Origin of the sequence: Streptomyces sp. NPDC006384 (genome assembly GCF_042870695.1) — a bacterium.
In the GTDB taxonomy this organism is placed as follows: domain Bacteria; phylum Actinomycetota; class Actinomycetes; order Streptomycetales; family Streptomycetaceae; genus Streptomyces.
The window spans coordinates 152,093-174,824 of the sequence record NZ_JBIAHR010000007.1; the positions used below are offsets into that span (position 1 = coordinate 152,093).

The following is a 22,732-nucleotide window of genomic DNA, read 5'->3' on the forward strand; positions in this document are numbered from 1 at the left end:
TGCAAATATGCGGAAACGCGCCACCATCGGGGGTGCCGGAACGCGCCGGTCCGGAACGCCCGTTCAAGGCGCCGGAGCCGGGACGGGGGCCGGTGAGCGGCGCTGCTCCGCCACCGCCGGCGCGGTCGAGTGGGGCAGCAGGTCGCGCGGGTCGTCCGGCAGGACCACCTCGACCCCGACGTCCTCGCGGAAACGATACGGCTGGTGTCTCAGGTAGGCCCCCAGATACCGGCGGACCCGGGACATCTCGGCCCGCACCGTCACCGTCCGCGCCGGGTCGCCGAACATGTCCCCGGCCAGTCCCGCGGCGCTGCGGCCGGCCCGGTGGACGGCCAGCAGGTACAGCAACTCGGCGTGTCGCGGACTCAGTTCCCGCTCCCAGTTCTCGGCCGCGCCCAGCACCCGGACCGACCAGCGGCGCGCCCGGCCCAGGTCGAGCACGATCCGGGTGTCGCCGCGGGGCGCCGGATCCCCGGCGGCCCGTATCAGCCAGCCCTCGGCCAGCGGCTCCACGACGCACTCCCCGAGCGCCGGTACCCATCCCCGGCCCTCCGCCGGGGACCTGGGCAGCACGATCCGCTCCGTGTACGGCATCCCCGTCACCGCGGCCGTCCAGCCGTCCCGGTCGACCACCAGGGCGCGTCCGTCGAGCCGGGCCAGCACCGGGGCCGCCACCGCCCGCAGCCGCTCCAGCGACCGCTGGTGCATCTCGCGCAGCCGGGCCTCGGCGAGTTTGGCCACCGAGTCGACCCAGGCGAGCGTGGCCGGGTGCATCGTCTCCAGCGGCCCGCTCACGTCGACCACGCCGAGCAGCCGGCCGTCGCGCGGGTCGGTGATGGGCGCCCCGGCGCACGTCCACGACGCCTGGGACCGTACGAAGTGCTCGGAGGCGAAGACCTGGACGGGGCGCCGGGCGACCGCCGGCGTGCCCACCCCGTTGGTGCCGACCACGTCCTCCCGCCAGTCCGCGCCGAGCAGGAAACCGAGCCCGTCGGCCTTGCGCAGCACCGGCACGCTGCCCTCCCGCCACAGCACGCGGCCCTCGTCGTCGGCGACCACCATGATGTGCCGGGCGACGTCCGCGACCGACACCAGTCCCTCCCTCAGCACCGGCAGCACGTGCCGCAGCCGCGAGGTCTCCCGCCGCCGCTGCACCTCCTCCCGGGACAGCAGCCCGGAGCGGAAGTCGTGGTCCGGGTCGACGCCGCTGCGCAGCATCCGCTCCCAGGACTGCTCGATCACCGGGCGCGGGGCCACCGGGGCGCGTCCGCCGGAGAGTTTCGCGGCGCGGACCTCGCTGAGCAGCCGCGCCGCACGTGCCGTGTCGACGGCGGCGAACCGCGTCACGTCCATCGGCGAGAGCGGCACTGTTCCTCGTCCTTCTTCCGGAGTCAGGGGCGGCCGGGACCGGGGCCGTGACCGTCCCGGGGTGTCGTCCCATACTGCCCGTCTGCCCTTGACCGCCTTGCACAGTCCGCACACGTGCGGCAGCGCGTTGCAACCCCCTGCAACCCTGGAGGGCGGCCGTGGCGGTGACCACACTTGAACCACGCCGCCCCGAGCGGCGTACGCGGCTCGAACGGGCCGGCGTGGCGGGGGTGGTGCCGTGTCGGCGCAGCACCACCCCCGCGCCACCCCGACGGGACCAGGGCCGCCGGCCGCATCCGCACCCCCCGGCGGGGTCGGACCACCGGCGAGCGCAGGACACCGGCCGGGTTCAGACCACCGGCCGGGATCAGACCACCGGGCGGGCCCGTTCCACCACCGAGCCCAGGTCCAGGGTGGGCGGCAGCGTTCCGAAGGCCGCGCCCCCGTCACCGCCCAGCCGCGAGGCGCAGAACGCGTCGGCGACCTCCGGCGGCGCGTACCGCACCAGCAGTGATCCCTGGAGCACCAGCGCCAGCCGTTCCACCAGCCGCCGCGCCCGCCCCTCGGCGGCCTCCAGATCGGCCAGTTCCGTCAGCAGGCCCCGGATCGCCGCGTCCAGCCGGTGGTCGGCGCCCCGGGCCAGGCCCACCTCCGTCAGATACGCGTCCAGCGCGAGCGGCTCCCGCCCCAGCGCCCGCAGCACGTCCAGCGCCTGCACGTTGCCGGCGCCCTCCCAGATCGAGTTCAGCGGCGACTCGCGCACCAGCCGGGGCAGCCCGGACTCCTCGACGTACCCGTTGCCGCCCAGGCACTCGGCGGCCTCCACCGTCACCGGAGCGCACCGCTTGGTCACCCAGTACTTCGCCGCCGGCACCGCCAGCCTGAGCAGCGCCCGTTCCCCCTCGTCGCCGTCGGCGGCGTCCTGGGCCGCCGCCAGCCGCAGTCCCAGCGTGGTGGCCGCCTCCGACTCGACGGCGAGGTCCGCGAGGACGTTGCGCATCAGCGGCTTGTCGATCAGCTTCCCGCCGAACGCCTCCCGGTACGCGCAGTGGTGCACCGCCTGCGCGACGGCCTGCCGCATGATGCCCGCCGAGCCCAGCACGCAGTCCAGCCGGGTCGCCGCCACCATGCCGATGATGGTGCGCACCCCGCGCCCCTCCTCGCCGACCCGGCGCGCCCAGGTACCGGCGAACTCGACCTCGGCGGAGGCGTTGGACCGGTTGCCCAGTTTGTCCTTGAGGCGCTGGATCAGGAACACGTTGCGGGTGCCGTCCGCCAGCACGCGCGGCACCAGGAAGCAGGTCGGCCCTCCCGGGGCCTGCGCCAGCACCAGGAAACCGTCCGACATGGGCGCCGAGCAGAACCACTTGTGCCCGGTCAGCTCGTACGCGCCGTCCTCGGCGAGCGGCCTGGCGGTGGTCGTGTTCGCCCGTACGTCGCTGCCGCCCTGCTTCTCCGTCATGCCCATCCCGAACAGCACGCCGGCCTTGAGGTGGGCCGGCCGCAGCTCCCGGTCGTAGACGTGGGAGGTCAGCCGGGGTACCCACTCGGCGGCGAGGTCCGGGTCGGTGCGCAGGGCGGGCACGGCCGCGTGGGTCATCGACAGCGGGCAGCAGTTGCCCGCCTCGGCCTGTGTCCACAGCAGGAACCCGGCGGCCCGCCGCACGTGCCCGCCCGGCCGGGTCCAGGCCGAGGTCAGGCCGGCCGAGACGCCCTTGCCCAGCAGCCGGTGCCAGGCCGGGTGGAAGGCGACCTCGTCGACGCGGTGGCCGTAGCGGTCGTGGGTGCGCAGGACCGGCGGGTTCTCGTTGGCCTGCGCGCCCCACTCCAGCACCTGCGCGGAGCCGCAGCTGCGGCCGAGGCCCGACAGCTCGGCCAGCGCCTCCTCGCGCAGCTCCGGTGCCAGGTGCCGTTCGACCGCGGCCACGAGCGCCCGGTCGGCGGAGAAGACGTCGTACCCGGCCAGCGGCGGGGCCTGGTTCGTCACGGTGTGGGTGCTGCCTGCCATGACGGCGAACCTACCGCGCCCGGTACCGCGCCGGGCACCCCCCGTCCCCACGGGCCTCCGCGGATGAGTGCCGGTTCCCGCTGCGGATACCTTTAGGGCGTGCAGCCAGCAAGTGAATCCCCCGACCGGCCCTCCGGCCGCCTCCACCGCGCCCGGGTCCTGTACCGGAACGTCTCCAAACGCAGGACCGCCTGGCTGCTGCTGAAGGACACCGTCAACTCGTGCATGGAGTACCGCATCCTCGGTCTCGCCGCCGAGGCCGCGTTCTTCACCCTGCTGTCGGTGCCGCCGCTGCTGCTGAGCGTCCTCGGGCTGATCGGCTACGTCGACCTGTGGATCGGCGCCGACACCACCGAGAGCCTGCGCGCCAACATCCTGGACGCCTCCCGCGCGGTGCTCTCCGAGCGGGGCGTCAAGCAGATCACCGAGCCGATCCTGGACGACGTGACGAAGGGCGGCCGGCCCGACGTCATCTCCATCGGCTTCCTGTTCGCCCTGTGGTCCGGCTCCCGCGCGGTCAACGTCTTCATCGACACCATCACCGTGATGTACGGTCTCGACGGCGTCCGCGGCATCGTCAAGACCCGCCTGATGGCCTTCCTGCTGTTCATCGTGGCCCTGCTGATCGGGTCGGTGGCGCTGCCGCTGATGGTGGCCGGACCGGACGCCGTGGTGCGGGTCGTGCCCTGGTCGACGACGGTGGTGCAGGTCCTGTACTGGCCGGTCGTCATCGTCCTGTCCATCGCCTTCCTGACCACGCTGTACCACGTGTCGGTGCCGGTGCGCTCCCCGTGGATCGAGGACGTGCCCGGCGCGCTGGTCGCCCTCGCCATGTGGGTGCTGGGCAGCTTCCTGCTGCGCATCTACCTCACCAGCACCGTCGAGGGCCCCACCATCTACGGCTCCCTCGCCGCGCCCGTGGCCGTACTGCTGTGGATCGGCGTGTCCGCGTTCGCCGTGCTCGTCGGCGCCGCGGTCAACGCGGCCATCGACCGGGTCTGGCCGGCCGCCGCCACCGCCGCCGCCCGCGAGGCCAACGAGCGGCTGCGACAGGCCCAGGTCGCCGAGTACGTCGCCCGTGCCGTCGCGAACGGCGAGGCGGACCCCGACATGCCGTCCGAGTTCCCCGAGCGCTGGTCCCGGTTCCTGCCCCCGGAGGACGTCACGGCCCGCCTGCGCACCTACCCGAAGCCCGCCCCCCACGACCACAAGGACCGGCCGGAGGCCTCCTGACCTCCGTCCGCCGCCGCGCCCCTTCCGCTGCCCGCGCCCCTTCCGCCGCCCGCCCGGCCCGCCGCCCGTGAGCGGGTGCCCGGCACCGGGCGGCGGACGCGGCGGACCCCGGGCGGCCTATCCTGGCCCGCGTGTACGCGGAGCGGGCGTCCCGGCTGACCGGCGCGGTGGTGTGGACCAGCACCCCCACCACGGCCGGCCCCGGACGCGTCCTGCCCGACGGCTGCATGGACCTGCTGTGGCACGAGGGCCGGCTGCTGATAGCGGGCCCCGACACCCGCGCGCACCTCACCGACGGCACCCCCGGCCGCTGGGCGGGCGTCCGCTTCCACCCCGGCACCGCGCCCGCCCTCCTCGGCGTCCCCGCCCACGAACTGCGCGACCGGCGCGTCGACCTGGCCGACCTGTGGCCGGCAGCCGAGGTACGGCGCCTGACGGCGCGGGTGAACGCCGCCCCCGACCCGGCGAGCGGACTGGAGGAGACCGCGCTGAGGTGGGCGGCCGCCGCCGGACCCCCCGACCCCCTGATCCTCGGGATCGTGGCCGCCCTCGACGCGGGCCGCCCGGTCGCCGCCACCGCCGACGAACTCGGCATCGGAGCGCGCCGGCTGCACCGCCGCTCGCTGGCCGCCTTCGGGTACGGCCCCAAGACGCTGGCCCGCGTACTGCGGCTGCGGCGCGCCCTCGCCCTGGCCCGCGCCGGCACGCCCCTCGCCGAGACGGCCGCCCGGTCCGGCTACGCCGACCAGGCGCACCTGGCGCGGGACGTGAGGGAGCTGACGGGACTGCCGCCGGGTGAGCTACTCGCCGGGCGCGGCCAGCGGCGCGAACAGGTCGATCCCGTGGCCGTCCGGGTCGTTGACGACGGCGTACCGCTGTCCCCAGGGCGCGTCCCAGGGCTTGCGCTCACCCAGGCAGCCGGCGCCGGTCAGCTCCTCGTAGAGGGCGTCCACCTCCGCGGGCGTGTCGCACAGCAGGGCGAGCGAGTGCCGTCCGCCACCGGCGGGCGGCTCCCATCCGGGCATGAAGGAACGGACGGACTCCTCGGTGTCGAGCATCAGCCGGATCCCGCCCGGCAGCTCGGCCTCGGCGTGCGGCCCGTGCTCGGATCCCTCGGGGAAGGCGAAACCGAGCCGGCGGTAGAAGGTCACGGAAGCGGCCATGTCGGAGACGACGAGGCCGATGGCGTTGAATCGTGCGGTCATGGCGCCACCGTAGGCGGGGCGGCCGGCGCCCGTCTTGAAGAAATCGGACACCTCCGGCCGCCGGGCTGAGAACACCTCCGGGCCCTGCGGCGGGGCACAGGCGGGCACCTGCCGGGGACGGCCGGCGGGGCCGCGACCGTACGGCAGGGCCGCAGCCGTACGGCAGGATGACCGCATGATTCGTCATGTACGCGCCCTGCCGCTGTTGTTGCTGACCCCGCTGCTGCTCACCGCCTGCGGTACGGAGAAGCACACCGACGGCCCTATGGCCACCGCGTCCGCCGAGTCCGCTTCCGCCGCGGCCGAGGAGCCCGTGCTCACCCCCGGTGAACTGGAGAACCGGGCGGAGGCGCTCGGCATCGCACCCGAACTGGTGTACGTCACCAGGGTCACCGGTCTCACCCTGGCCCGGCAGTCCGTCGGCGTGCTCGGCGACGACGGCTTCTCCGCCGTCTACCTGACCGGCTCGGGGGCCCAGGTCCGCCTCTCCGTCGAGCGGGGCTCGATGACCGAGGACACCTGCCCGGACCTGCCGGCCGGCGACGGCACCGGCGGGCGGGCCACGTGCGAGCGCGACGCGGAGGCCTGGTACCGCACCGGCGGCGGACAGCACGAGTACGCCCTGCCGAAGAACGGGCACGTGGTCCGTCTCTCCGCCGAGGCCGGCGCCGTACCGCGCGACGTCCTGCGCGAGGCCGCCGTGTCCGTCCACCGGCCCGACGCCGCCGAGGCCGCGGCCACCCTGCCCTCGCCCCGGCCCGCCGCCACCGCACCCGTGGAACGCGGCGACCTGCCCCCGGAGGGCGACGGGGCACCCGACAACAGCGTGGGCATCGGCGGCTGAACACCGGCCGCGCGGGACCGGCGGGACCGGGCAGGAGGCGGGACCGGCGGGGCATCCGGCCGCCCACCCGGAAGAGCCGGAAAATCCGCCGGAAAAAAATCCCGCGCCGATGTCGAGAACCCGTGTCCGGCTCCGTCCCCGGGATGAACGCGCCCACAATGGGCCGCACCGCACCGAGGAGAAGACATCATGGCCAAGTACCTGCTGCTCAAGCACTACCGAGGCGCCCCGGCGGCCGTCAACGACGTCCCCATGGACCGGTGGACGCCGGAGGAGATCTCGGCGCACATGCAGTACATGAGCGACTTCGCGGCCCGGCTCGAGAAGAGCGGAGAGTTCGTCGACGGCCAGGCGCTCGCCCCCGAGGGGACGTGGGTCCGCTACGACGGCGAGGGACGCCCGCCGGTCACCGACGGCCCGTTCGCCGAGACCAAGGACCTCATCGCCGGCTGGATGGTGATCGACGTCGACAGCTACGAGCGCGCCGTCGAACTGGCCGGGGAACTCTCCGCGGCCCCCGGGGCCGGCGGGAAGCCGATCCACGAGTGGCTCGAACTGCGCCCGTTCCTGTCGGCCCCGCCCACCGTCACCGAGTGAGCACACCCGTGGACGAGACGCTGCTCCGCAGTCTCACGCCGAGCGTCCTGACCGTCCTCGTCCGCCGCGGAGCCGACTTCGCGGCGGCCGAGGACGCCGTGCAGGACGCCCTCGTCGAGGCGATCCGCGTCTGGCCGGCCGACCCTCCACGGGACCCGAAGGGCTGGCTGGTCACCGTGGCCTGGCGCCGCTTCCTCGACGCCACCCGCGCCGCCGCCGCCCGTCGCCGGCGCGAGAACCTCGTCGAGGAGGAGCCGGCGCCCGGGCCCGCGCCCGCGGTGGACGACACGCTCCAGCTCTACTTCCTGTGCGCCCACCCGTCCCTGACCCCGGCGTCCGCGGTCGCGCTCACGCTGCGCGCCGTCGGCGGACTCACCACCCGCCAGATCGCCGACGCCTACCTGGTGCCCGAGGCGACGATGGCGCAGAGAATCAGCCGCGCCAAGCGCACCGTCTCCGGCGTCCGCTTCGACCGGCCCGGCGACGTCGCCACCGTGCTGCGCGTCCTCTACCTGGTCTTCAACGAGGGCTACTCCGGCGACGTCGACCTCGCCGCCGAGGCCATCCGCCTCACCCGGCAGCTCGCGGCCCACGTCGACCACCCCGAGGCGGCCGGGCTGCTCGCCCTCATGCTGCTCCACCACGCCCGCCGCGCCTCCCGGACCGCGCCCGACGGCAGCCTGGTGCCGCTCGCCGAGCAGGACCGGTCCCGGTGGGACACCGCGTCGATCGCCGAGGGCGTCGGGATTCTCCAGGCGGCCCTCGCCCGCGACCGCCTCGGCGAGTTCCAGGCCCAGGCCGCCATCGCGGCCCTCCACGCCGACGCGCCCACCGCCGAGGAGACCGACTGGGTGCAGATCGTCGAGTGGTACGACGAGCTCCTCCGCCTGACCGACAGCCCCGTCGTCCGGCTCAACCGCGCCGTGGCCGTCGGCGAGGCGGACGGACCGCGCGCCGGCCTCGCGGCGCTCGCGGAGGTGGACGCCTCCCTGCCCCGCCACACCGCCGCGGCCGCCTACCTCCACGAGCGCGACGGCGACCGGACGACGGCGGCCCGGCTGTACGCCGAGGCGGCCCGCAAGGCCACCAGCCTCGCCGAACGCGACCACCTGACCCGCCGCGCCGCCCGCCTCAACACCGCCCGGTGACGCCCCGGCCGCGACGCGTCACGAGAAACGCGGTCCAGGCGCCCGGCGCGACGGTGATGCGGGGGTGGCGGGGTCGTCGGCCGTCTGTGCGGGCTCGGCTCAGCGTCGGTCTGTGGCTCGTGGGTGCCCCGTACCGGCGAAGGTGATCCAGCAGGTCTTCCGGTCCGTGTCCAGGAGGTACCAGATGCGACCGCCGCCGGTTACTTCGATCTGCCACTGCTCGCAGGTCTGCCCACGGTGGGTGCCGTGCGCCAGTCCACCCTTGAGCCGGTGGTGCCGGGGAGTCTCGGTGATCGGTCTGGGGGTGGTGCGCATGGTGATCCAGGCACGGTAGGTGTTCTCGCGGGCCTGCCGGGAGAGGCTTTCCCAGCCTTTGGCCGAGGCCGCGTCGGCGAATCGGACTTCCCAGTGACCGTCCGGTGCCGGAGGCGCGGCGCGGTCGCCGCGGCCCGCGGTCATGCGACTTCCCGGGGGTCCGGTGCGGGGCCGTAGTCCTCGCCCTGGTCGCGGGTCAGTGCGGCCAGCAGTTCCGGGTCGGAGTAGACCTCGGCGGTGTGCTGCCAGGCGATGAGCAGCTGGGCGACGGACGCACTGTTGCCGAGCGAGTCGGCGGCGCGCATGGTGTCGACCAGTTCGACGGCGAAGGCGTGGAGGTCGGGCTCGGGGAGGAAGCGGACCCAGGGGAAGGCGTCCGGCAGGATGTCGAGGAGCAGCTCTGTGCTGCCGGGTTCCTTGCGTGCCATCGCGGCCAGCATCCGGGTCGCGGCCGACACCACGGTCTGGTCCTGCTCGGCCCGCGTCGCGGTGGTGAGGACCAGGTCCTCACCGTCCCTGCGGTGCAGCAGCAGACGCGACGAGTGCTTGAGCCGGGCGAGAGTCTGTTTGTTCTTGTTGACCAGTTCGGAGAAGTTCACGGCGGCATTCTCGGTACCCATGACTTTGAAATTACTTCGAAACTCCCCGGGTGTCATCACCTGGAAGAGGGACGTGAGCAGAGACTGTGCACGCGCACCGCGCACCCGGAAGGACCGTCGGTGACGGCCCACGTCATCGACTGCCGACGGGCCGGCGGCACAGGCTTCGGCTGCTGGTGATCAGTTGTCTGTCGCGGGGAACGAGGAGTGGGAGCCCGCCCTGTGGCCGGATCGCCCTCTTGTGCCCCCCTTCATGGGCGTGTCACACAGATGGGGGCGGGTGTGACCGGCAGAGGGGGACGCATGTCTGTACCGGATGTTCATGCGGTGGGGCCATCGGCCTGGGCCGTCGAGCGGTTCGGGCGCCATGCCGGCGCGGTCGCCGCTGCTGTCCCGGTGCAACTGGCCAGGGCACACGCGAAGGCTCATGCCGCGCACCTCGCGGCGGGGCTGAAGAAGCGGGGACCCTACGGCGTCGCCCTGGCCGGAGTGGTGCGCGAGAACCTGGCGGAGACGGCGCGGGAACTGGGGGAATCCGTACGGGACGTACGCGGGTACGAGTACGCGGTGATCAATGATCACGCGCTCTTCCCGTTCCGGTACGCCGACCGGCCGAGGCCCCTGGACCGGGCCAGGCTGCCCGCCAACGCGTCGCCCACTCGCCGGCGGCTGTTCCGGGCACACGGGCCGCAGTCCCCGGACGGCCTGTTCGAGGTCGACGGCGGCCTGGCGACGGAGGAGTACCTCGGATTGCACGAAGCCTTCGAGGAGTTGGGAGCCACGACAAAGCTCGTCTGCGTGTTCTTCACCGCCGACGCCGAGAACGGCATCCACCTCATCCACTGGGGAGAGGCCCGCCTCGAACCGGACCGGACCTTCACCTGGCCCTACAGGGAACAGCTTCCGGTCGCTCCCGTGCCGCTCGAATGACGGAAACGGCGCTGTCGCCGGGGCGTTGGGCGACCCGCGTCCCGAGTAGGGTGAAACGGTGACCTCCTTACCGGAAGACCGGCCGTCGCTGATCGGCGAAGAGGACCGTGACGCGGCCGTGCGGCGCCTGCAGGAGGCGTATGCCGAAGGGCTCCTGTCGCACGAGGAATTGGACGAGCGCCTGCACCGGGTGCTCACCGCCGAGGCACAGGGCGAGCTCGCGTCGGCTCTGGCCTCGCTCCCGGAGGAGCACCCGGGGAGCACGGCGACGATCGCCGCCGCCGGCGGACGGATCCGGCGGCGCGGCGCCTGGCGGGTACCCCGGGTCCTCAAGGTCGGGTCGGCGTACGGAAGGGTGAGTCTGAACCTGTCCCGGGCGGTCATCGCGCACCCGGTCGTCGACATCGAGCTGCAGCTCGGAACCGGCGGGGCCCGTATCACGGTGCCCCGTGACGCCGTGGTCGACGTCGAGGGGCTGAGCACCGGGTGGAAGGACCTGCGTTACAGGGCCCCGCGGCGGTCCCGGTCCGGCGGGCCGACGATCCGCATCACCGGAGCCATGGGGTACGGACGGCTGCGGATCCGCCACGCCTGGCGTTGAGGACCCGTCCGGCTCCTCGGCCGAACGGGCTCCTCGGCCGAACGGGCGCCGCGGCCGGTCCGGGCCGGTCACGGACGTGACAGCAGCCGGGCGACCGACCTGATCGTCTCCGGCCCCACCCGGCAGCAGCCGCCGATCAGGCGGGCTCCGGCGGCCCGCCAGTCCCGTACCCGGTCCGCGGTGAACGACGAGCGGCCGGTCCAGGTGCGGGCCCGCGCGTCCCAGGCCTCGCCGCTGTTGGGGTAGACGACGACCGGCTTGCCGGTGACGCGGGCGGCGGTCTTGGCCGCGTCCGTGACGTCCTCGGGCGCGCAGCAGTTCACGCCGACCGCGACGATCTCCTCCGCGTCCGCCAGCAGCCCGAACGCCTCCTCCAGCGGCTGGCCGGCGCGGGTGCGGGCGCCGTCGACGGTGTACGTCAGCCAGGCCGGCACGCCCAGTCCGCGCACCGCCCGCAGCAGCGCCGTCGCCTCGTCGGCGTCGGGGACGGTCTCCAGGGCGAGGACGTCGGGGCGGGCGGCGGCCAGGACCTCCAGGCGGGGCCGGTGGAAGCGTTCCAGCTCGGCGACGGTGAGGCCGTACCGGCCCCGGTACTCGGAGCCGTCCGCGAGCATCGCCCCGTACGGTCCGGCCGACGCCGCCACCCACAGCGGCCGGGCGGCTCCGGACCGGCGGGCGGCCTCGCGCGCCAGTCCCACGCCGAGCGCCATCAGCGCGGCGGCCCGCTCCCGGCCGACGCCGCGTGCCGCGAACCCCTCGAAGGTCGCCTGGTAGGTCGCCGTGATCGCCACGTCCGCGCCCGCCCCGAAGTAGGCGAGGTGCGCCTCGGTGACCGCCCCCGGTCGCTCGGCGAGCAGCCGCGCCGACCACAGGTCGTCGCTCAGGTCGTGGCCCGCCGACTCCAGCTGGTTGGACATGCCGCCGTCGAGCACGAGGGGCCGTCCGGAGGCGAGGGCGTCGGTGAAGTCGCTGGTCATGGGGCGAGGTTAGTCAGTGCGCCGGGTGGCCCCGGGGGGCTTGTCCCCCGTGCGAGCTACGGGCAGGTGTCCACTGGGAGGTGACGATCTCCGGCCGCCGGATCCGTAGCGTCCGGTACAGCGCGCGGCACTCGGCCGCGGGCCCGAGGAAGGGGATCCCCCGTGAGGTTTGTCTGGCAGTTCCTGGCCGTGTTGGCGATGTACGCCCTCACCGGCAACGCCCTCACCGCGGTGAAGGACGACGACTGGCTCGCCCTGGTCCTCGGTTTCGTGGCGGCCGGGCTGATGCTGCTGGTGTACGCGTGGGTGGTCCGGCGGACCGAGCACCGGCCCGCCCCGGACGTGGCCCGGAAGGACGCCGTGTCCAGGACCGCCTGGGGCGTTCTGATCGGCGTCGGGATGTTCGGCGCCGTCGTCGCGAACCTCGTCGCCGCCGGGCACTACGAGATCGACGGCCTCGGCTCGGTGACGGGCGCGCTGGGGCTGGCCGGCTTCATGGCCGGTGCCGCCGTGGCGGAGGAAGTGGTGTTCCGGGGGGTGCTGTTCCGGATCGTCGAGGAGCACATCGGCACCTATCTCGCGCTGGTGCTGACCGGCCTCGTGTTCGGCCTCTCCCACCTGCTGAACGAGCACGCGACCCTGTGGGGCGCCCTCGCCATCGCCGTCGAGGCCGGCTTCATGCTCGCCGCCGCGTACGCCGCCACCCGCAGCCTCTGGCTGGTGATCGGTGTGCACTTCGGCTGGAACTTCGCGCTGGGCGGCATCTTCAGCTCGGAGGTCTCCGGCAACGACGCCAACGACGGACTGCTGGAGACCACGTTGTCGGGCCCGAAGCTGCTCACCGGCGGCTCGTTCGGCCCGGAGGGCAGCGTGTACGCGGTGGCCTTCGGAGCGCTGCTGACCCTGGTGTTCCTGTGGCTGGCCCACCGGCGCGGGAACGTCGTGCGGTTCGGCGCCCGGCGTGCCGCCAAGGCCGACTCCCTCGCTACACTGCCCCGGTGATCGCTCGTCGACGGTTCCTGGAGTCGTGGCGCCGCCTCGACGTCACGGTCAGGGACCTGCCGCTCGGGGTGCTGCTCCTGATCGCGTCGCTCCTTCCCGCCCTCCACGGCAGCGGTACGGAGATCGGCGGCCTGCCCACCCGGCCCGCCGACGCGACGGCGGTCCTCGCGGCGGTCCTGCAGTGCCTCCCGCTGGCCGTGCGCCGGCGGTGGCCGCTCGTCTGCCTCGTCCTGGTGTCGGCCGGCTTCGCCCTGGACCAGCTGCGCGGCTACCACCTCGTCGCGGGCACCGCGCTGCCCTTCGCGCTGCTGAGCGCGGGCTCCTGGCTGGAGCGGTACCGGCGCGCCGCCCCGGTCGCCTGCTCCGTCGCGTTCGCGGCCTTGGCGGTGGCGCTCCACCGGCTCGGGTCGGACGAGCCGGTGGCCGGGTTCGTGACGTTCTACCTGGTGCTGGCCCTCGTCTGGGGCGCCGGCGCGTGGATGCGGTCCGTCCGTGCCGCGGAGGCGGAACGCCGTGCCCGTGCCGCCGAGGACGCCCGCAACGCCGAACGCACCCGCATCGCCCGCGAACTCCACGACGTCGTGACCCACCATGTGACGGCGATGGTCGTGCAGTCCGAGGCGGCCCGGTACCTGACCGCCTCGCCCGACCGTCTCGACCAGGCCCTGGCCGCCGTCAGCGACACCGGCCGGCGTGCCATCACCGACCTGCGCCACCTGCTGGACCTGCTCAACCCCGACCACGGCACCCGTCACGGCGCCGGCCACGACGGTGAGGACCGGACCCCGCACGGCGACCGGACCCCGCACGGCGACCGGACCCCGCACGGCGACCGGACGCCGGCCGGCGACCGGACCCCGGCCGTCGGCAGGGTGCTCACGCTCGTCGAGCAGACGCGGCTGGCCGGACAGCCGGTGGAGTTCACCGAGGAGGGCACGCCGCCGGCCTCCACCGGCAGCGCCGACCTCGTGGCCTACCGGGTCGTGCAGGAGGCCCTGACGAACGCGCTCAAGTACGACCACGGCGGCCGGACCTCGGTCCTGGTGCGCCACGGCGAGAGGGAGATCACCGTGGAGGTCGGCACGGACGGCACCGGATCGCGGGACGCCTCCCCGGGCGGCGGCGGGCGCGGCCTGGAGGGCCTGCGTGAACGCGTCGACGTGCTGGGCGGCGACTTCAGCGCCGGCCGCCGCGAGGACGGGGGCTTCCTGGTCCGGGCGCGGATACCCGCCGGGAGCCCGGCGTGAGCGCGCCGGTCCGGGTCCTGGTCTGCGACGACCAGGTGCTGATCCGCACCGGACTGGCGACGATCATCGGCGCGCAGCCCGACATGGAGGTGGCGGGCGAGTGCGGGGACGGGCGGACCGCGGTCGAACTGGCCGGCCGGCTGCGCCCGGACGTCGTGGTGATGGACGTACGCATGCCGGTGCTCGACGGCATCGAGGCCACCCGGCTGCTGGCCGGTGCCGGTGTGGAGCACCCGGTGAAGGTGCTCGTGGTGACGACGTTCAACCTGGACGAGTACGTCTACGAGGCGCTGCGGGCGGGAGCGAGCGGATTCCTGCTGAAGGACGCGCCGCCGGACCGGCTGCTGCACGGCATCCGGACCGTGGCCCTGGGCGCGGCGCTGCTGGACCCCGAGGTGACGCGCCGGCTCGTGGGCCGGTACGCCGCCCGCATCCGGCCCGCGAAGGGAAGCGCGCAGGACATCCCGCTGACGCCCCGCGAACTGGAGGTCCTGCGGCTCATCGCGGACGGCCTGTCCAACAGCGAGATCGCCGCGGCGCTCGTCATCAGCCACGAGACCGTCAAGACCTTCGTCTCCCGCATCCTCGCCAAGCTCGGTCTGCGCGACCGCGTCCAGGCCGTCGTCTACGCCTACCGGCACGGCCTGGTCACCTGAGGATCCCCCGCGGACTTCCGGGCGCCGGGCCCGTTGACCTTCTCCCGCCACGCGCTAACCTTTTCGGTGTTCGTCATTTCAGATGACGTTCGACATGCCGAACCTCCTGGGTGTGTCGAACTCCCCGTCGAGAGGCAGCCCGCATGAGCCGCGCCGACGACGCGCCCGCCTCGACCACACTCCGGAAGGTCACCCCGCACGTGAACCCGCTCGTCCCGAACCGCGCCGACCCGCACATCCACCGCCACACCGACGGCCACTACTACTTCACGGCGACCGTCCCCGAGTACGACCGGATCGTCCTGCGCCGCTCCCGCACGATCGGCGGCCTGGCGACCGCCGACGAGGCCGTCGTCTGGCGCAAGCACGCCACCGGCGAGATGGGCGCGCACATCTGGGCGCCGGAGATCCACCGCATCGGCGGCAAGTGGTACATCTACTTCGCCGCCGCGCCCGCCGAGAGCGTGTGGGACATCCGCATGTGGGTGCTGGAGAACTCCCACCCGGACCCCCTGCAGGGCACCTGGGTGGAGCGCGGCCAGGTGAAGACGGCGTGGGAGACCTTCTCCCTGGACGCCACCACCTTCACCCACCGGGGCACCCGCTACCTGGCCTGGGCGCAGCACGAGCCCGGCATGGACAACAACACCGCCCTGTGGCTCTCCGAGATGGAGAACCCCTGGACGCTGAAGGGCCCCCAGATACGGCTCTCCACCCCCGAGTACGACTGGGAGTGCGTCGGCTTCAAGGTCAACGAGGGCGCCTCCGTCATCGCCCGCAACGGCCGGCTGTTCATGACCTACTCGGCCGCCGCGACCGACGCCAACTACTGCATGGGTCTGCTGACGGCCGACGCGGACGCCGACCTCATGAACCCCGCCAGCTGGACGAAGTCGCCGACACCCGTCTTCACCAGCAACGACGCCACCGGGCAGTACGGCCCCGGCCACAACAGCTTCACCGTCGCCGAGGACGGCCGCACCGACGTCCTCGTCTACCACGCCCGCCAGTACCGGGAGATCACCGGCGACCCGCTCGACGACCCCAACCGCCACACCCGCGTCCAGGAACTCGGCTGGAACCCGGACGGCACCCCGGACTTCGGCGTCCCGGTCGCCGACACGGCGGAGGCGGGCGTCTGAGATGCGACGACGCGCGTACGCGGCCGCCGCCGCCCTCTGCCTGGCCGTTCCCGGCGCCGTCACCACCGCCGGAGCGGCCCACGCCGCACCCGGCGTCCCGGGCGACTGCACCGCCACCGCCTGCCACTTCGACGTCCCGCCGGGCACGTACGACGTGAAGGTGCTGCTCGGCGGCGACAGCGCGGCCGCCACCGCCGTCAGCGGCGAGTCCGGGCGGTCCCTGCTGCCCGAGACGGCCACCGGGGCCGGTGAGCGGGTCGCCCGCAGCTTCACCGTGAACGTGCGCACCCCCGAGGGCGAACCCACCGGGCCTGACGGCACCCCCGGCCTCGACCTGACGATCGGCGGCTCCGCGCCCGCCCTCGCGGACATCCGGGTCACGCCGACCCGGCACGCCCGCCAGATCCTCCTCGTCGGCGACTCCACCGTCTGCGACCAGCCCGCCGCCCCGTACTCCGGCTGGGGCCAGCAACTGCCCCGCTACCTGCGCAAGGGACTCTCCGTCGCCAACTACGCCGACTCCGGCGAGAGCACGGTCAGTTACCTGGCCGACCGGAGGCTGTGGGGGACCGTACGGCCGCTGATCCGGCCCGGGGACCTGGTGCTCGTCCAGCTCGCGCACAACGACAAGACGACCGACGCGGCGACCTACCGGGCCAACCTGGAGACCCTCGTCACCGGAGTGCGGGAGCAGGGCGGACAGCCGGTCCTCGTCACGCCGGTCGTGCGGCGCTGGTTCAACGCCGACGGCACGCTGGACAACGGCACCGCGCTGCTCGTCAACGGCCTCGGCGTGGATCACCCGGCCGTCGTCCGCTCGGTCGCCGCCGAGGCGGGGGTGCCCCTGATCGACCTCACGGCGAGGACCAAGGCGCTCGTGGAATCCCTCGGGGTGGAGGGCTCCAAGGCGCTCTACCTCACCAACGAGAAACGGGACAACACCCACACCTCCGTTTACGGCGCCACCGTCTTCGCGGGACTGGTGCGGGACGAGCTCGTCGCCCGGCACCTGGTGCCCCCGGGCAGCGCGAGGTGAGACGCGCGGCTCAGCCCTGAAGACGGCGGCGCATCTGCGACAGGCGGCGGTCGTAACGGAAGTGGAACCAGACGATCCACGTCATGGAGACGACCGCGGCCGCGAGCATCCAGCCGCCCGCCACCACCGCGCCGGAGGCGAACCACAGGGCCGCGGTCCCGAAGAAGAACATGGTGAGGAGGGGGAGCGACCACCAGCGGTGGCGCCGCAGCCGCTGCTGCCGGGAGTCGACCAGCGCCGCCATCGCCCGCCGCCGCCCGGGATCCTCGGGCGGCGGCGCGCCCTTGAGGATCTGCCGTTCCAACGCGGGCACGTCGTCCGGATCGGTGCCGGTGGTCCGCGCGTCGTGCCGCCGCCGGCGGCGTACCAGCCACACGATGCAGAGGCTCATCAGCGCGGCGCTCACCAGGGCCGACAGCAACCCCGAAGTCCCGTCGAGGGCCAGGCGGGTCAGGAACCCGGCGGCCAGGGCGAACAGCCCTATCACCCATAACCTGTCCTGCCGACGCCGCTCGGGGCGGCCGTCGTGTCTCCCGATGCCTGCCATGTCCACCTTCCGGTCGGTCGAGGAGGTCGATGACCCGGGGTGACCGTCCGGGTACCCGCCCACGGGTCCGGGACACTTCGGCGGGGACCGAAGCGACCCGCCCCTACCGTCGGGGACATGAGCGACACGAACACCGCCACTCCCACCGCGACCGTTCCGAACACCGCCACCCCCACCGCGACCGTTCCGAACACCGCCACCCCCACCGCGGCCGTCACGCCCGCCGACGCCGTGACCGCCATGGTCGACCACGTTCTCGCCCTGGCCGCCACCTGGACCGCCTGGGACGGGGAACCCGCCCACGTCGACGGCCGGATCTACACCCCGCACAAGGCCGTCCGGCGCGTCGCCGACCACCTGATCGACCATCTCGCGGAACTGGAGGCGCGGCTGGCGGGGGAGGAGCCGCAGCCCGACCACTGGCACGCCTCCACGATCACGACCGAGGCGGACCGCGCGCCGTTCACCGGGGAGGACCTCGACGAGGCCCGCAGCCGGCTCACCCGGCTCGCCCGGATCTGGGCGGTCCGCCTCGACGCCCTCACCGAGGAACAGCTCGACGACTCACCCGGCGAGGGCTGGAGCTTCCGCGAACTCGCCCACCACGTCACCGAGTCCGCGTACTACGCCGACGCCGTGGGCGACCTGTCGTGACCGCCTTCGCCGCCCTGCACCGCGCGGGAGAGCCCCTGCTGCTGCCGTGCGCCTGGGACCACGCCTCGGGCCTCGCCCTCGCCGGCCGGGGCTTCGCCGCGGTCGGTACGACCAGCCTGGGGGTCGCGGCGGCGGCCGGGCTGCCCGACGGGGCGTCGGCGACCCGCGACGAGACGCTCCGGCTGGCCCTCGCGCTGGGTTCGCACCCCTTCCTCCTCTCCGTCGACGCGGAGGGCGGCTTCAGCGACGACCCCGACGAAGTCGCGGAGTTCGCCCGGGAACTGGCGGCCGCCGGGGCCGCCGGCATCAACCTGGAGGACGGGCTCGGCCCCGCCGACCGGCACGCCGCGAAGATCGCCGCGGTGAGATCGGCGGCCCCCGGCCTCTTCGTCAACGCCCGCACCGACACGTACTGGCTCGGTGACGGCGGGGGAACGGCACGGCGCGTCGACGCCTACCGGGAGGCGGGGGCCCACGGCGTCTTCGTACCCGGCCTGAGCGACCCCCGCCTGATCGGGGCCCTGGTACAGGAGTTGGGCGACGTCCCCCTCAACATCCTCTACACACCGGCCGGTCCCTCCCTGTCCCACCTCGCCGGCCTCGGTGTGCGCCGGGTCAGCGTCGGCTCCCTGCTGTACCGGCGCGCACTGGGCGCCGCGCTGGACGCCGCGGACGGCATCCGGGCCGGGCGGGCCCCCGGAGGAACGGTTCCGGCCTACGAAACCGTTCAGGGACTGGGTAGTTGACCCCTGAAGCACCGCCCTGTGTGAAGCTGTTCCCATGGATCACCCCAGTGACGAAGTCAGGGCCAGGCTGCAGACCGACCGCCCGCACTCCGCCCGTGTCTGGAACTACCTGCTGGGCGGCAAGGACAACTACCCCGTCGACAGCCAGGCCGGTGACGTCATCCTGTCCACCTTCCCGGAGTTCGCGGCGGTCGCGCGGCTGCAGCGGAAGTTCCTCGCCCGCGCCGTGCGCTTCCTGGCCGGGGAGGCGGGCATCCGCCAGTTCCTGGACATCGGCACCGGCCTGCCCACCGCCGACAACACGCACGAGCTGGCCCAGCGCATCGCCCCGGAGAGCCGGATCGTGTACGTCGACAACGACCCCCTGGTCCTGACGCACGCACAGGCGCTGCTGACCAGCAGCGCCGAGGGGGCGTGCGCCTACATCGACGCCGATGTGCGCGACCCCGGCCGGATCCTCGCCGAGGCCGCCAGGACCCTGGACCTCGACCGGCCGGTCGCGCTGACCATGCTGGGGATCATGGGGCAGATCCCCGACGCCGACCGGCCCGCGGAGCTGGTGAGCACGCTCATGTCGGCGCTGCCCCCGGGCAGTCACCTGGCGCTGAGCGACGGCATCGACACCAACGAGGCGCTCAACGCGGCGGTCGGGGCGTACAACCGGCAGTCCGCCAACACCTATCACCTGCGCTCGCCGGAGCGGATCGCCGCCTTCTTCGACGGGCTGGACCTCGTGGAGCCCGGCGTCGTGACCACCGCCGACTGGCGTCCGGACGCCGCCCCGGAGGACACCGCCGACGTCGCGGTCTGCGGCGTCGCACGCAAACGCTGAACCCTCGCCCCTCGCCCCTGCCCCGGCCCCGCCGGTCAGTCCCCGGTGGGCCAGTGTTCCAGCGCCACGTGCAGCGCGTCGACGGCCTTGTCCCAGGACGCCTGGACGTCCCGCGGGGCGCCGAAGCCGCCGCCCGCCTCCAGGAGGCAGTAGCCGTGGAAGGTGCTGCGCAGCAGGCGCACCGCGTCGGTGAGATCGGGCTCGGCGAGTCCGTAGGCGCGGAGCATGCCGTGGGTGATCTCGGCGGTGCGGCGCAGGGCGGGGGATTCGGCGGCGAGGGACGGGGCGATACGGATCTGGGTGGCGGCGTAACGGCCGGGACGGCGCAGGGCGTACGCCCGGTAGGCGCCGGCGAAGGCGGCCAGCGCGTCCTTGCCGGCCCGTCCGGCGATCGCCGCCTCGATCTCGGCGATCAGCTCGCCGCCGGCCAGCAGCGCGAGGCGGACGCGCAGGTCCTGGAGACTCTTGACGTGCGTGTACAGGCTGGCGTCCCGCACGCCGAGGCGCCGGGCCAGCGCGGAGACGGTGACGTTCTCGAATCCGGCCTCGTCGGCGAGTTCGGCGGCGGCGGCCACGACACGCTCGGTCGTGAGGCCGGCTCGGGGCATGGACCACCCTCCTGTTTCCTAGGGGTTCTAGGTTTCATGCTAGGGCAGACGGGGCGGCAGGCGGGGCTCACCTCCGAGTCGTTCAACGTTCACCTTCTTCCGGGGCGCTCCTCCCAGCCGCGCACCGCGGCGGGATCCAGGAGGCGTTTCATGGGGCACGGGCACGGGCACGGACACGGGCATCACCACCACGGACACACGCACGAGCACGACCACGAGCACGGAGCCGCGCCGGCCGCCCTGCCCGCCGCCTTCGACACCAGCGTCCCCGACGAGGCCCTGAGCCCCGAACAGCAGTCCCGCCGCGGCCTGTTGCGCCGCGCGGGCCTGCTCGGCGCCGGACTGGCCGCCGGATCGGTGCTCGCCCAGACCGCGACCGCCGCCCCCGCGCGGGCCGCGGGCAACGGCCGCCGGGGGAAGGGCTTCCTCTGGCTGGCCGGCGACCACCACATCCACACCCAGTACAGCAGCGACGGCAAGTACCGCGTCATCGACCAGGTCCGCCAGGGCGCCCGGCACGGCATGGACTGGCTGGTCATCACCGACCACGGCAGCGCCACCCACGCCAGGATCGGCGTGGAGAAGGTCAACCCGGACATCCGCGAGGCCCGCGCCGCCCACAAGGACACCCTCGTCTTCCAGGGCCTGGAGTGGAACATCCCGGCCGCCGAGCACGGCACCGTCTTCGTCCACCCCGGCGACAACGAGGTCTCCGTCCTCAAGCAGTTCGAGACCGGCTACGACGGCGCCGTCAAGGCCGCCACCGGCTCCTCGCCCGCCAACGAGGCGCTCGCCGTCGCCGGCCTCACCTTCCTCGCCGACCAGGTCAGGCGGCGCAAGGTCAAGGACGCGCTGATGCTCGCCAACCACCCGGCGCGCAAGGGCATCGACTCCCCGCACGAGCTGCGCGCCTGGCGCGACGCCACCTCCGGGAGCCACCGCATCGCGGTCGGCATGGAGGGCGCCCCCGGCCACCAGGCCGGCGGCCTGCCCGAGCCGCTCGGCCCCGGCGGCGCCCGCGGCATCTACGACAACAGCCCCGGCCCCGCCTCCTTCGCCGCCTACCCGCTGGAGTCCTACCGCACCTGGGGCGGCTTCGACTGGATGACCGCCACCGTCGGCGGCCTGTGGGACAGCCTCCTCGCCGAGGGCAAGCCCTGGTGGATCACCGCCAACTCCGACTCCCACCAGGTCTACGGCGACACCGCCGCCCGCGGCGGCGGCGACTTCCACGCCGACGGCCGCTACGCCGACCCGGTCTACGGCGGCTCGATCGACATCACCGAGAACGACTACTGGCCCGGCCACTACAGCCGCACCCACGTCGGCGCCGAGGGCTTCTCCTACGCCGCCGTCATGGACGGCATCCGCGCCGGCCGGATCTGGGTCGACCACGGCCGGCTCATCAGCGGCCTCGACGTCCGCGTCACCGGCGGCGGCCGCTGGGCCACCCTCGGCGGCGCCCTCCACGTCAGGAAGGGCACCCGCGTCACCCTCACCGCGGACGTGGCCCTGGCCGGCGGCCCCAACTGGGCCGGCTTCCAGCCCACCCTCGCCCGCGTCGACGTCATCCAGGGCGACGTCACCGGCGAGGTGAAGGACAAGGACACATTCACCGCCCCGACCGCCAAGGTCGCGAAGTCCTACGAGGTGAACAGGAACACCGGCACGGTCACCCTCTCCTACGACCTCGGCCGCGTCGACCGCCCCGTGTACCTGCGCCTGCGCGGCACCGACGGCAACCGCTCCGCCGTCGGCGCCATGGGCGCGTCCGTCGACCCGCACGGCCCCGCCATCGACGTCATCGGCGACGCCGACCCCTGGCGCGACCTGTGGTTCTACTCCAACCCCGTCTGGATCCTGCCCTCGTGACCCCACCGCCGTACGCCATCGGCGTCGACACCGACACGACGACGCTGCGCGACGCCGACCGCCTGCTCCAGGAGCTCGCGGCCGGACTCGCCCTCCCCGAGGGCGTCTTCGGCTGCACGCACCTGGTGCGGGACGGCCGCCCGCGCGTCGCGCTGTCCCTGACGGCGGACACGGCGGCGACGGAGCCGGTCCTGCGTGCCGCCCGGGACCGGCTCACCGCCCGGGGGTACGACGTCCGCGACGGTGCCTGGGACGCGGCCGGCCGTGCCGTCCGCTACCCGGGCGCCGACGCCCTCACCGGCACGCTCACGATCGCCGAACTGCTGGCGCGCTCGGCGATCGACCGCGTGACGGTCCTCGGCACCCCCGGCGAACCGCCCCCGGACACCCTGCTGGTGACCCGGAACCACGTCCGCCCGCAGTGGCAGGACGGCCGCCTGGTCCTGGCCGCCATGCCCGCCGCCGGCGGCACCCTCGTCCCCTTCGAGCACCCGGACCCGACGCCCTGCTGCGCGGTCCACTGACCGCCGGCCGGCCGGGCCGGCGCCTCCGCGGCACCGGCCCG

Annotated in this window: 24 protein-coding genes and 1 pseudogene; 17 read left to right on the top strand and 8 right to left on the bottom strand. The window is 73.9% G+C overall.

All coding sequences use genetic code 11. The annotated features are described in order from the left end of the window. Positions 1–63: 63 nt before the first annotated feature. On the bottom strand, positions 64–1,368 hold the full coding sequence (locus ACFYOJ_RS11515; protein WP_356551746.1) for a GAF domain-containing protein: 1,305 nt from the start codon (positions 1,366–1,368) through the stop codon (positions 64–66). 367 nt (positions 1,369–1,735) lie between these two features. Further along, on the bottom strand, positions 1,736–3,376 hold the full coding sequence (locus ACFYOJ_RS11520) for an acyl-CoA dehydrogenase family protein (RefSeq protein WP_356551747.1): 1,641 nt from the start codon (positions 3,374–3,376) through the stop codon (positions 1,736–1,738). Between the two features lie 99 nt (positions 3,377–3,475). On the opposite strand from ACFYOJ_RS11520, the gene ACFYOJ_RS11525 reads away from it, so the two are divergent. Further along, positions 3,476–4,609: a YihY/virulence factor BrkB family protein gene (locus ACFYOJ_RS11525; RefSeq protein WP_356551749.1), complete on the top strand. Its 1,134-nt coding sequence runs from the start codon at positions 3,476–3,478 to the stop codon at positions 4,607–4,609. 131 nt (positions 4,610–4,740) lie between these two features. Next, positions 4,741–5,424: pseudogene (locus ACFYOJ_RS11530) on the top strand (helix-turn-helix domain-containing protein); the annotation flags it as partial. Here the strand turns inward: ACFYOJ_RS11530 and ACFYOJ_RS11535 are convergent. Further along, on the bottom strand, positions 5,410–5,814 hold the full coding sequence (locus tag ACFYOJ_RS11535) for a VOC family protein (protein ID WP_356551905.1): 405 nt from the start codon (positions 5,812–5,814) through the stop codon (positions 5,410–5,412). The pseudogene ACFYOJ_RS11530 and the gene ACFYOJ_RS11535 sit on opposite strands and share 15 nt — an antisense overlap. Before the next feature lie 175 nt (positions 5,815–5,989). Here ACFYOJ_RS11535 and ACFYOJ_RS11540 point away from each other — a divergent pair, with 175 nt between their 5' ends. From ACFYOJ_RS11540 to ACFYOJ_RS11550, 3 genes are all read left to right on the top strand, one after another. Beyond that, positions 5,990–6,658 (top strand): hypothetical protein, encoded by a 669-nt coding sequence (locus tag ACFYOJ_RS11540; protein ID WP_356551750.1) that lies wholly within the window; start codon positions 5,990–5,992, stop codon positions 6,656–6,658. 189 nt (positions 6,659–6,847) lie between these two features. Beyond that, the gene (locus tag ACFYOJ_RS11545; protein ID WP_356551752.1) at positions 6,848–7,255 is read left to right on the top strand and encodes a YciI family protein; all 408 of its coding nucleotides are present in this window, start codon (positions 6,848–6,850) and stop codon (positions 7,253–7,255) included. 8 nt (positions 7,256–7,263) lie between these two features. After that, positions 7,264–8,403 carry a DUF6596 domain-containing protein gene (locus ACFYOJ_RS11550; protein ID WP_356551906.1) on the top strand — a complete coding sequence of 380 codons (1,140 nt, stop codon included), beginning with the start codon at positions 7,264–7,266 and terminating at the stop codon, positions 8,401–8,403. 99 nt (positions 8,404–8,502) lie between these two features. On the opposite strand, the gene ACFYOJ_RS11555 is transcribed toward ACFYOJ_RS11550, so the two are convergent. Together ACFYOJ_RS11555 and ACFYOJ_RS11560 are read right to left on the bottom strand one after the other, a co-directional pair. Beyond that, on the bottom strand, positions 8,503–8,862 hold the full coding sequence (locus ACFYOJ_RS11555) for a hypothetical protein (protein WP_356551753.1): 360 nt from the start codon (positions 8,860–8,862) through the stop codon (positions 8,503–8,505). Continuing rightward, positions 8,859–9,338: a hypothetical protein gene (locus ACFYOJ_RS11560; protein WP_356551755.1), complete on the bottom strand. Its 480-nt coding sequence runs from the start codon at positions 9,336–9,338 to the stop codon at positions 8,859–8,861. The genes ACFYOJ_RS11555 and ACFYOJ_RS11560 overlap by 4 nt, the downstream gene beginning before the upstream one ends. Positions 9,339–9,620: 282 nt before the next feature. On the opposite strand from ACFYOJ_RS11560, the gene ACFYOJ_RS11565 reads away from it, so the two are divergent. Next, on the top strand, positions 9,621–10,247 hold the full coding sequence (locus ACFYOJ_RS11565) for a hypothetical protein (RefSeq protein WP_356551756.1): 627 nt from the start codon (positions 9,621–9,623) through the stop codon (positions 10,245–10,247). 58 nt (positions 10,248–10,305) lie between these two features. Beyond that, positions 10,306–10,848, top strand: coding sequence for a DUF1707 domain-containing protein (locus ACFYOJ_RS11570; protein WP_356551758.1), 543 nt, complete (start codon positions 10,306–10,308; stop codon positions 10,846–10,848). 68 nt (positions 10,849–10,916) lie between these two features. Here ACFYOJ_RS11570 and mmuM read toward each other — a convergent pair whose 3' ends face one another. Then, on the bottom strand, positions 10,917–11,825 hold the full coding sequence (mmuM, locus tag ACFYOJ_RS11575; protein WP_356551759.1) for a homocysteine S-methyltransferase: 909 nt from the start codon (positions 11,823–11,825) through the stop codon (positions 10,917–10,919). 162 nt (positions 11,826–11,987) lie between these two features. Here mmuM and ACFYOJ_RS11580 point away from each other — a divergent pair, with 162 nt between their 5' ends. The 5 genes from ACFYOJ_RS11580 (at position 11,988) to ACFYOJ_RS11600 (ending at position 16,908) form a co-directional block, all read left to right on the top strand. Continuing rightward, complete coding sequence (locus ACFYOJ_RS11580) at positions 11,988–12,827, top strand: CPBP family intramembrane glutamic endopeptidase (protein ID WP_356551761.1); 840 nt, start codon at positions 11,988–11,990, stop codon at positions 12,825–12,827. After that, on the top strand, positions 12,824–14,074 hold the full coding sequence (locus tag ACFYOJ_RS11585; protein ID WP_356551763.1) for a histidine kinase: 1,251 nt from the start codon (positions 12,824–12,826) through the stop codon (positions 14,072–14,074). Before ACFYOJ_RS11580 ends, ACFYOJ_RS11585 begins: the two co-directional genes overlap by 4 nt. Then, positions 14,071–14,730: a response regulator transcription factor gene (locus tag ACFYOJ_RS11590; RefSeq protein WP_356551765.1), complete on the top strand. Its 660-nt coding sequence runs from the start codon at positions 14,071–14,073 to the stop codon at positions 14,728–14,730. The genes ACFYOJ_RS11585 and ACFYOJ_RS11590 overlap by 4 nt, the downstream gene beginning before the upstream one ends. A gap of 143 nt (positions 14,731–14,873) precedes the next feature. Beyond that, complete coding sequence (locus tag ACFYOJ_RS11595; RefSeq protein ID WP_356551767.1) at positions 14,874–15,872, top strand: glycoside hydrolase family 43 protein; 999 nt, start codon at positions 14,874–14,876, stop codon at positions 15,870–15,872. Position 15,873: 1 nt separating this feature from the next. Then, a complete protein-coding gene (locus tag ACFYOJ_RS11600; protein ID WP_356551768.1) occupies positions 15,874–16,908 on the top strand; it encodes a rhamnogalacturonan acetylesterase in 1,035 nt (344 codons plus the stop codon). Between the two features lie 10 nt (positions 16,909–16,918). Here the strand turns inward: ACFYOJ_RS11600 and ACFYOJ_RS11605 are convergent, their stop codons facing one another. Next, a complete protein-coding gene (locus ACFYOJ_RS11605) occupies positions 16,919–17,455 on the bottom strand; it encodes a hypothetical protein (RefSeq protein WP_356551770.1) in 537 nt (178 codons plus the stop codon). Between the two features lie 240 nt (positions 17,456–17,695). Here ACFYOJ_RS11605 and ACFYOJ_RS11610 point away from each other — a divergent pair, with 240 nt between their 5' ends. The 3 genes from ACFYOJ_RS11610 to ACFYOJ_RS11620 are packed head-to-tail and all read left to right on the top strand — an operon-like array spanning position 17,696 to position 19,687. After that, a complete protein-coding gene (locus ACFYOJ_RS11610; RefSeq protein ID WP_356551908.1) occupies positions 17,696–18,109 on the top strand; it encodes a hypothetical protein in 414 nt (137 codons plus the stop codon). Beyond that, on the top strand, positions 18,106–18,855 hold the full coding sequence (locus ACFYOJ_RS11615; protein ID WP_356551772.1) for an isocitrate lyase/phosphoenolpyruvate mutase family protein: 750 nt from the start codon (positions 18,106–18,108) through the stop codon (positions 18,853–18,855). The genes ACFYOJ_RS11610 and ACFYOJ_RS11615 overlap by 4 nt, the downstream gene beginning before the upstream one ends. 34 nt (positions 18,856–18,889) lie before the next feature. Then, on the top strand, positions 18,890–19,687 hold the full coding sequence (locus ACFYOJ_RS11620; protein WP_356551774.1) for an SAM-dependent methyltransferase: 798 nt from the start codon (positions 18,890–18,892) through the stop codon (positions 19,685–19,687). 35 nt (positions 19,688–19,722) lie between these two features. Here the strand turns inward: ACFYOJ_RS11620 and ACFYOJ_RS11625 are convergent, their stop codons facing one another. Beyond that, positions 19,723–20,295 carry a TetR-like C-terminal domain-containing protein gene (locus tag ACFYOJ_RS11625; RefSeq protein ID WP_356551776.1) on the bottom strand — a complete coding sequence of 191 codons (573 nt, stop codon included), beginning with the start codon at positions 20,293–20,295 and terminating at the stop codon, positions 19,723–19,725. Positions 20,296–20,445: 150 nt separating this feature from the next. Between ACFYOJ_RS11625 and ACFYOJ_RS11630 the strand changes: the two genes are divergently transcribed. Next, complete coding sequence (locus tag ACFYOJ_RS11630) at positions 20,446–22,167, top strand: PHP domain-containing protein (protein WP_356551778.1); 1,722 nt, start codon at positions 20,446–20,448, stop codon at positions 22,165–22,167. Continuing rightward, entirely contained in the window at positions 22,164–22,691 is a 528-nt protein-coding gene (locus tag ACFYOJ_RS11635) for a hypothetical protein (protein WP_356551780.1), read from the top strand. Before ACFYOJ_RS11630 ends, ACFYOJ_RS11635 begins: the two co-directional genes overlap by 4 nt. Positions 22,692–22,732: the final 41 nt, after the last annotated feature.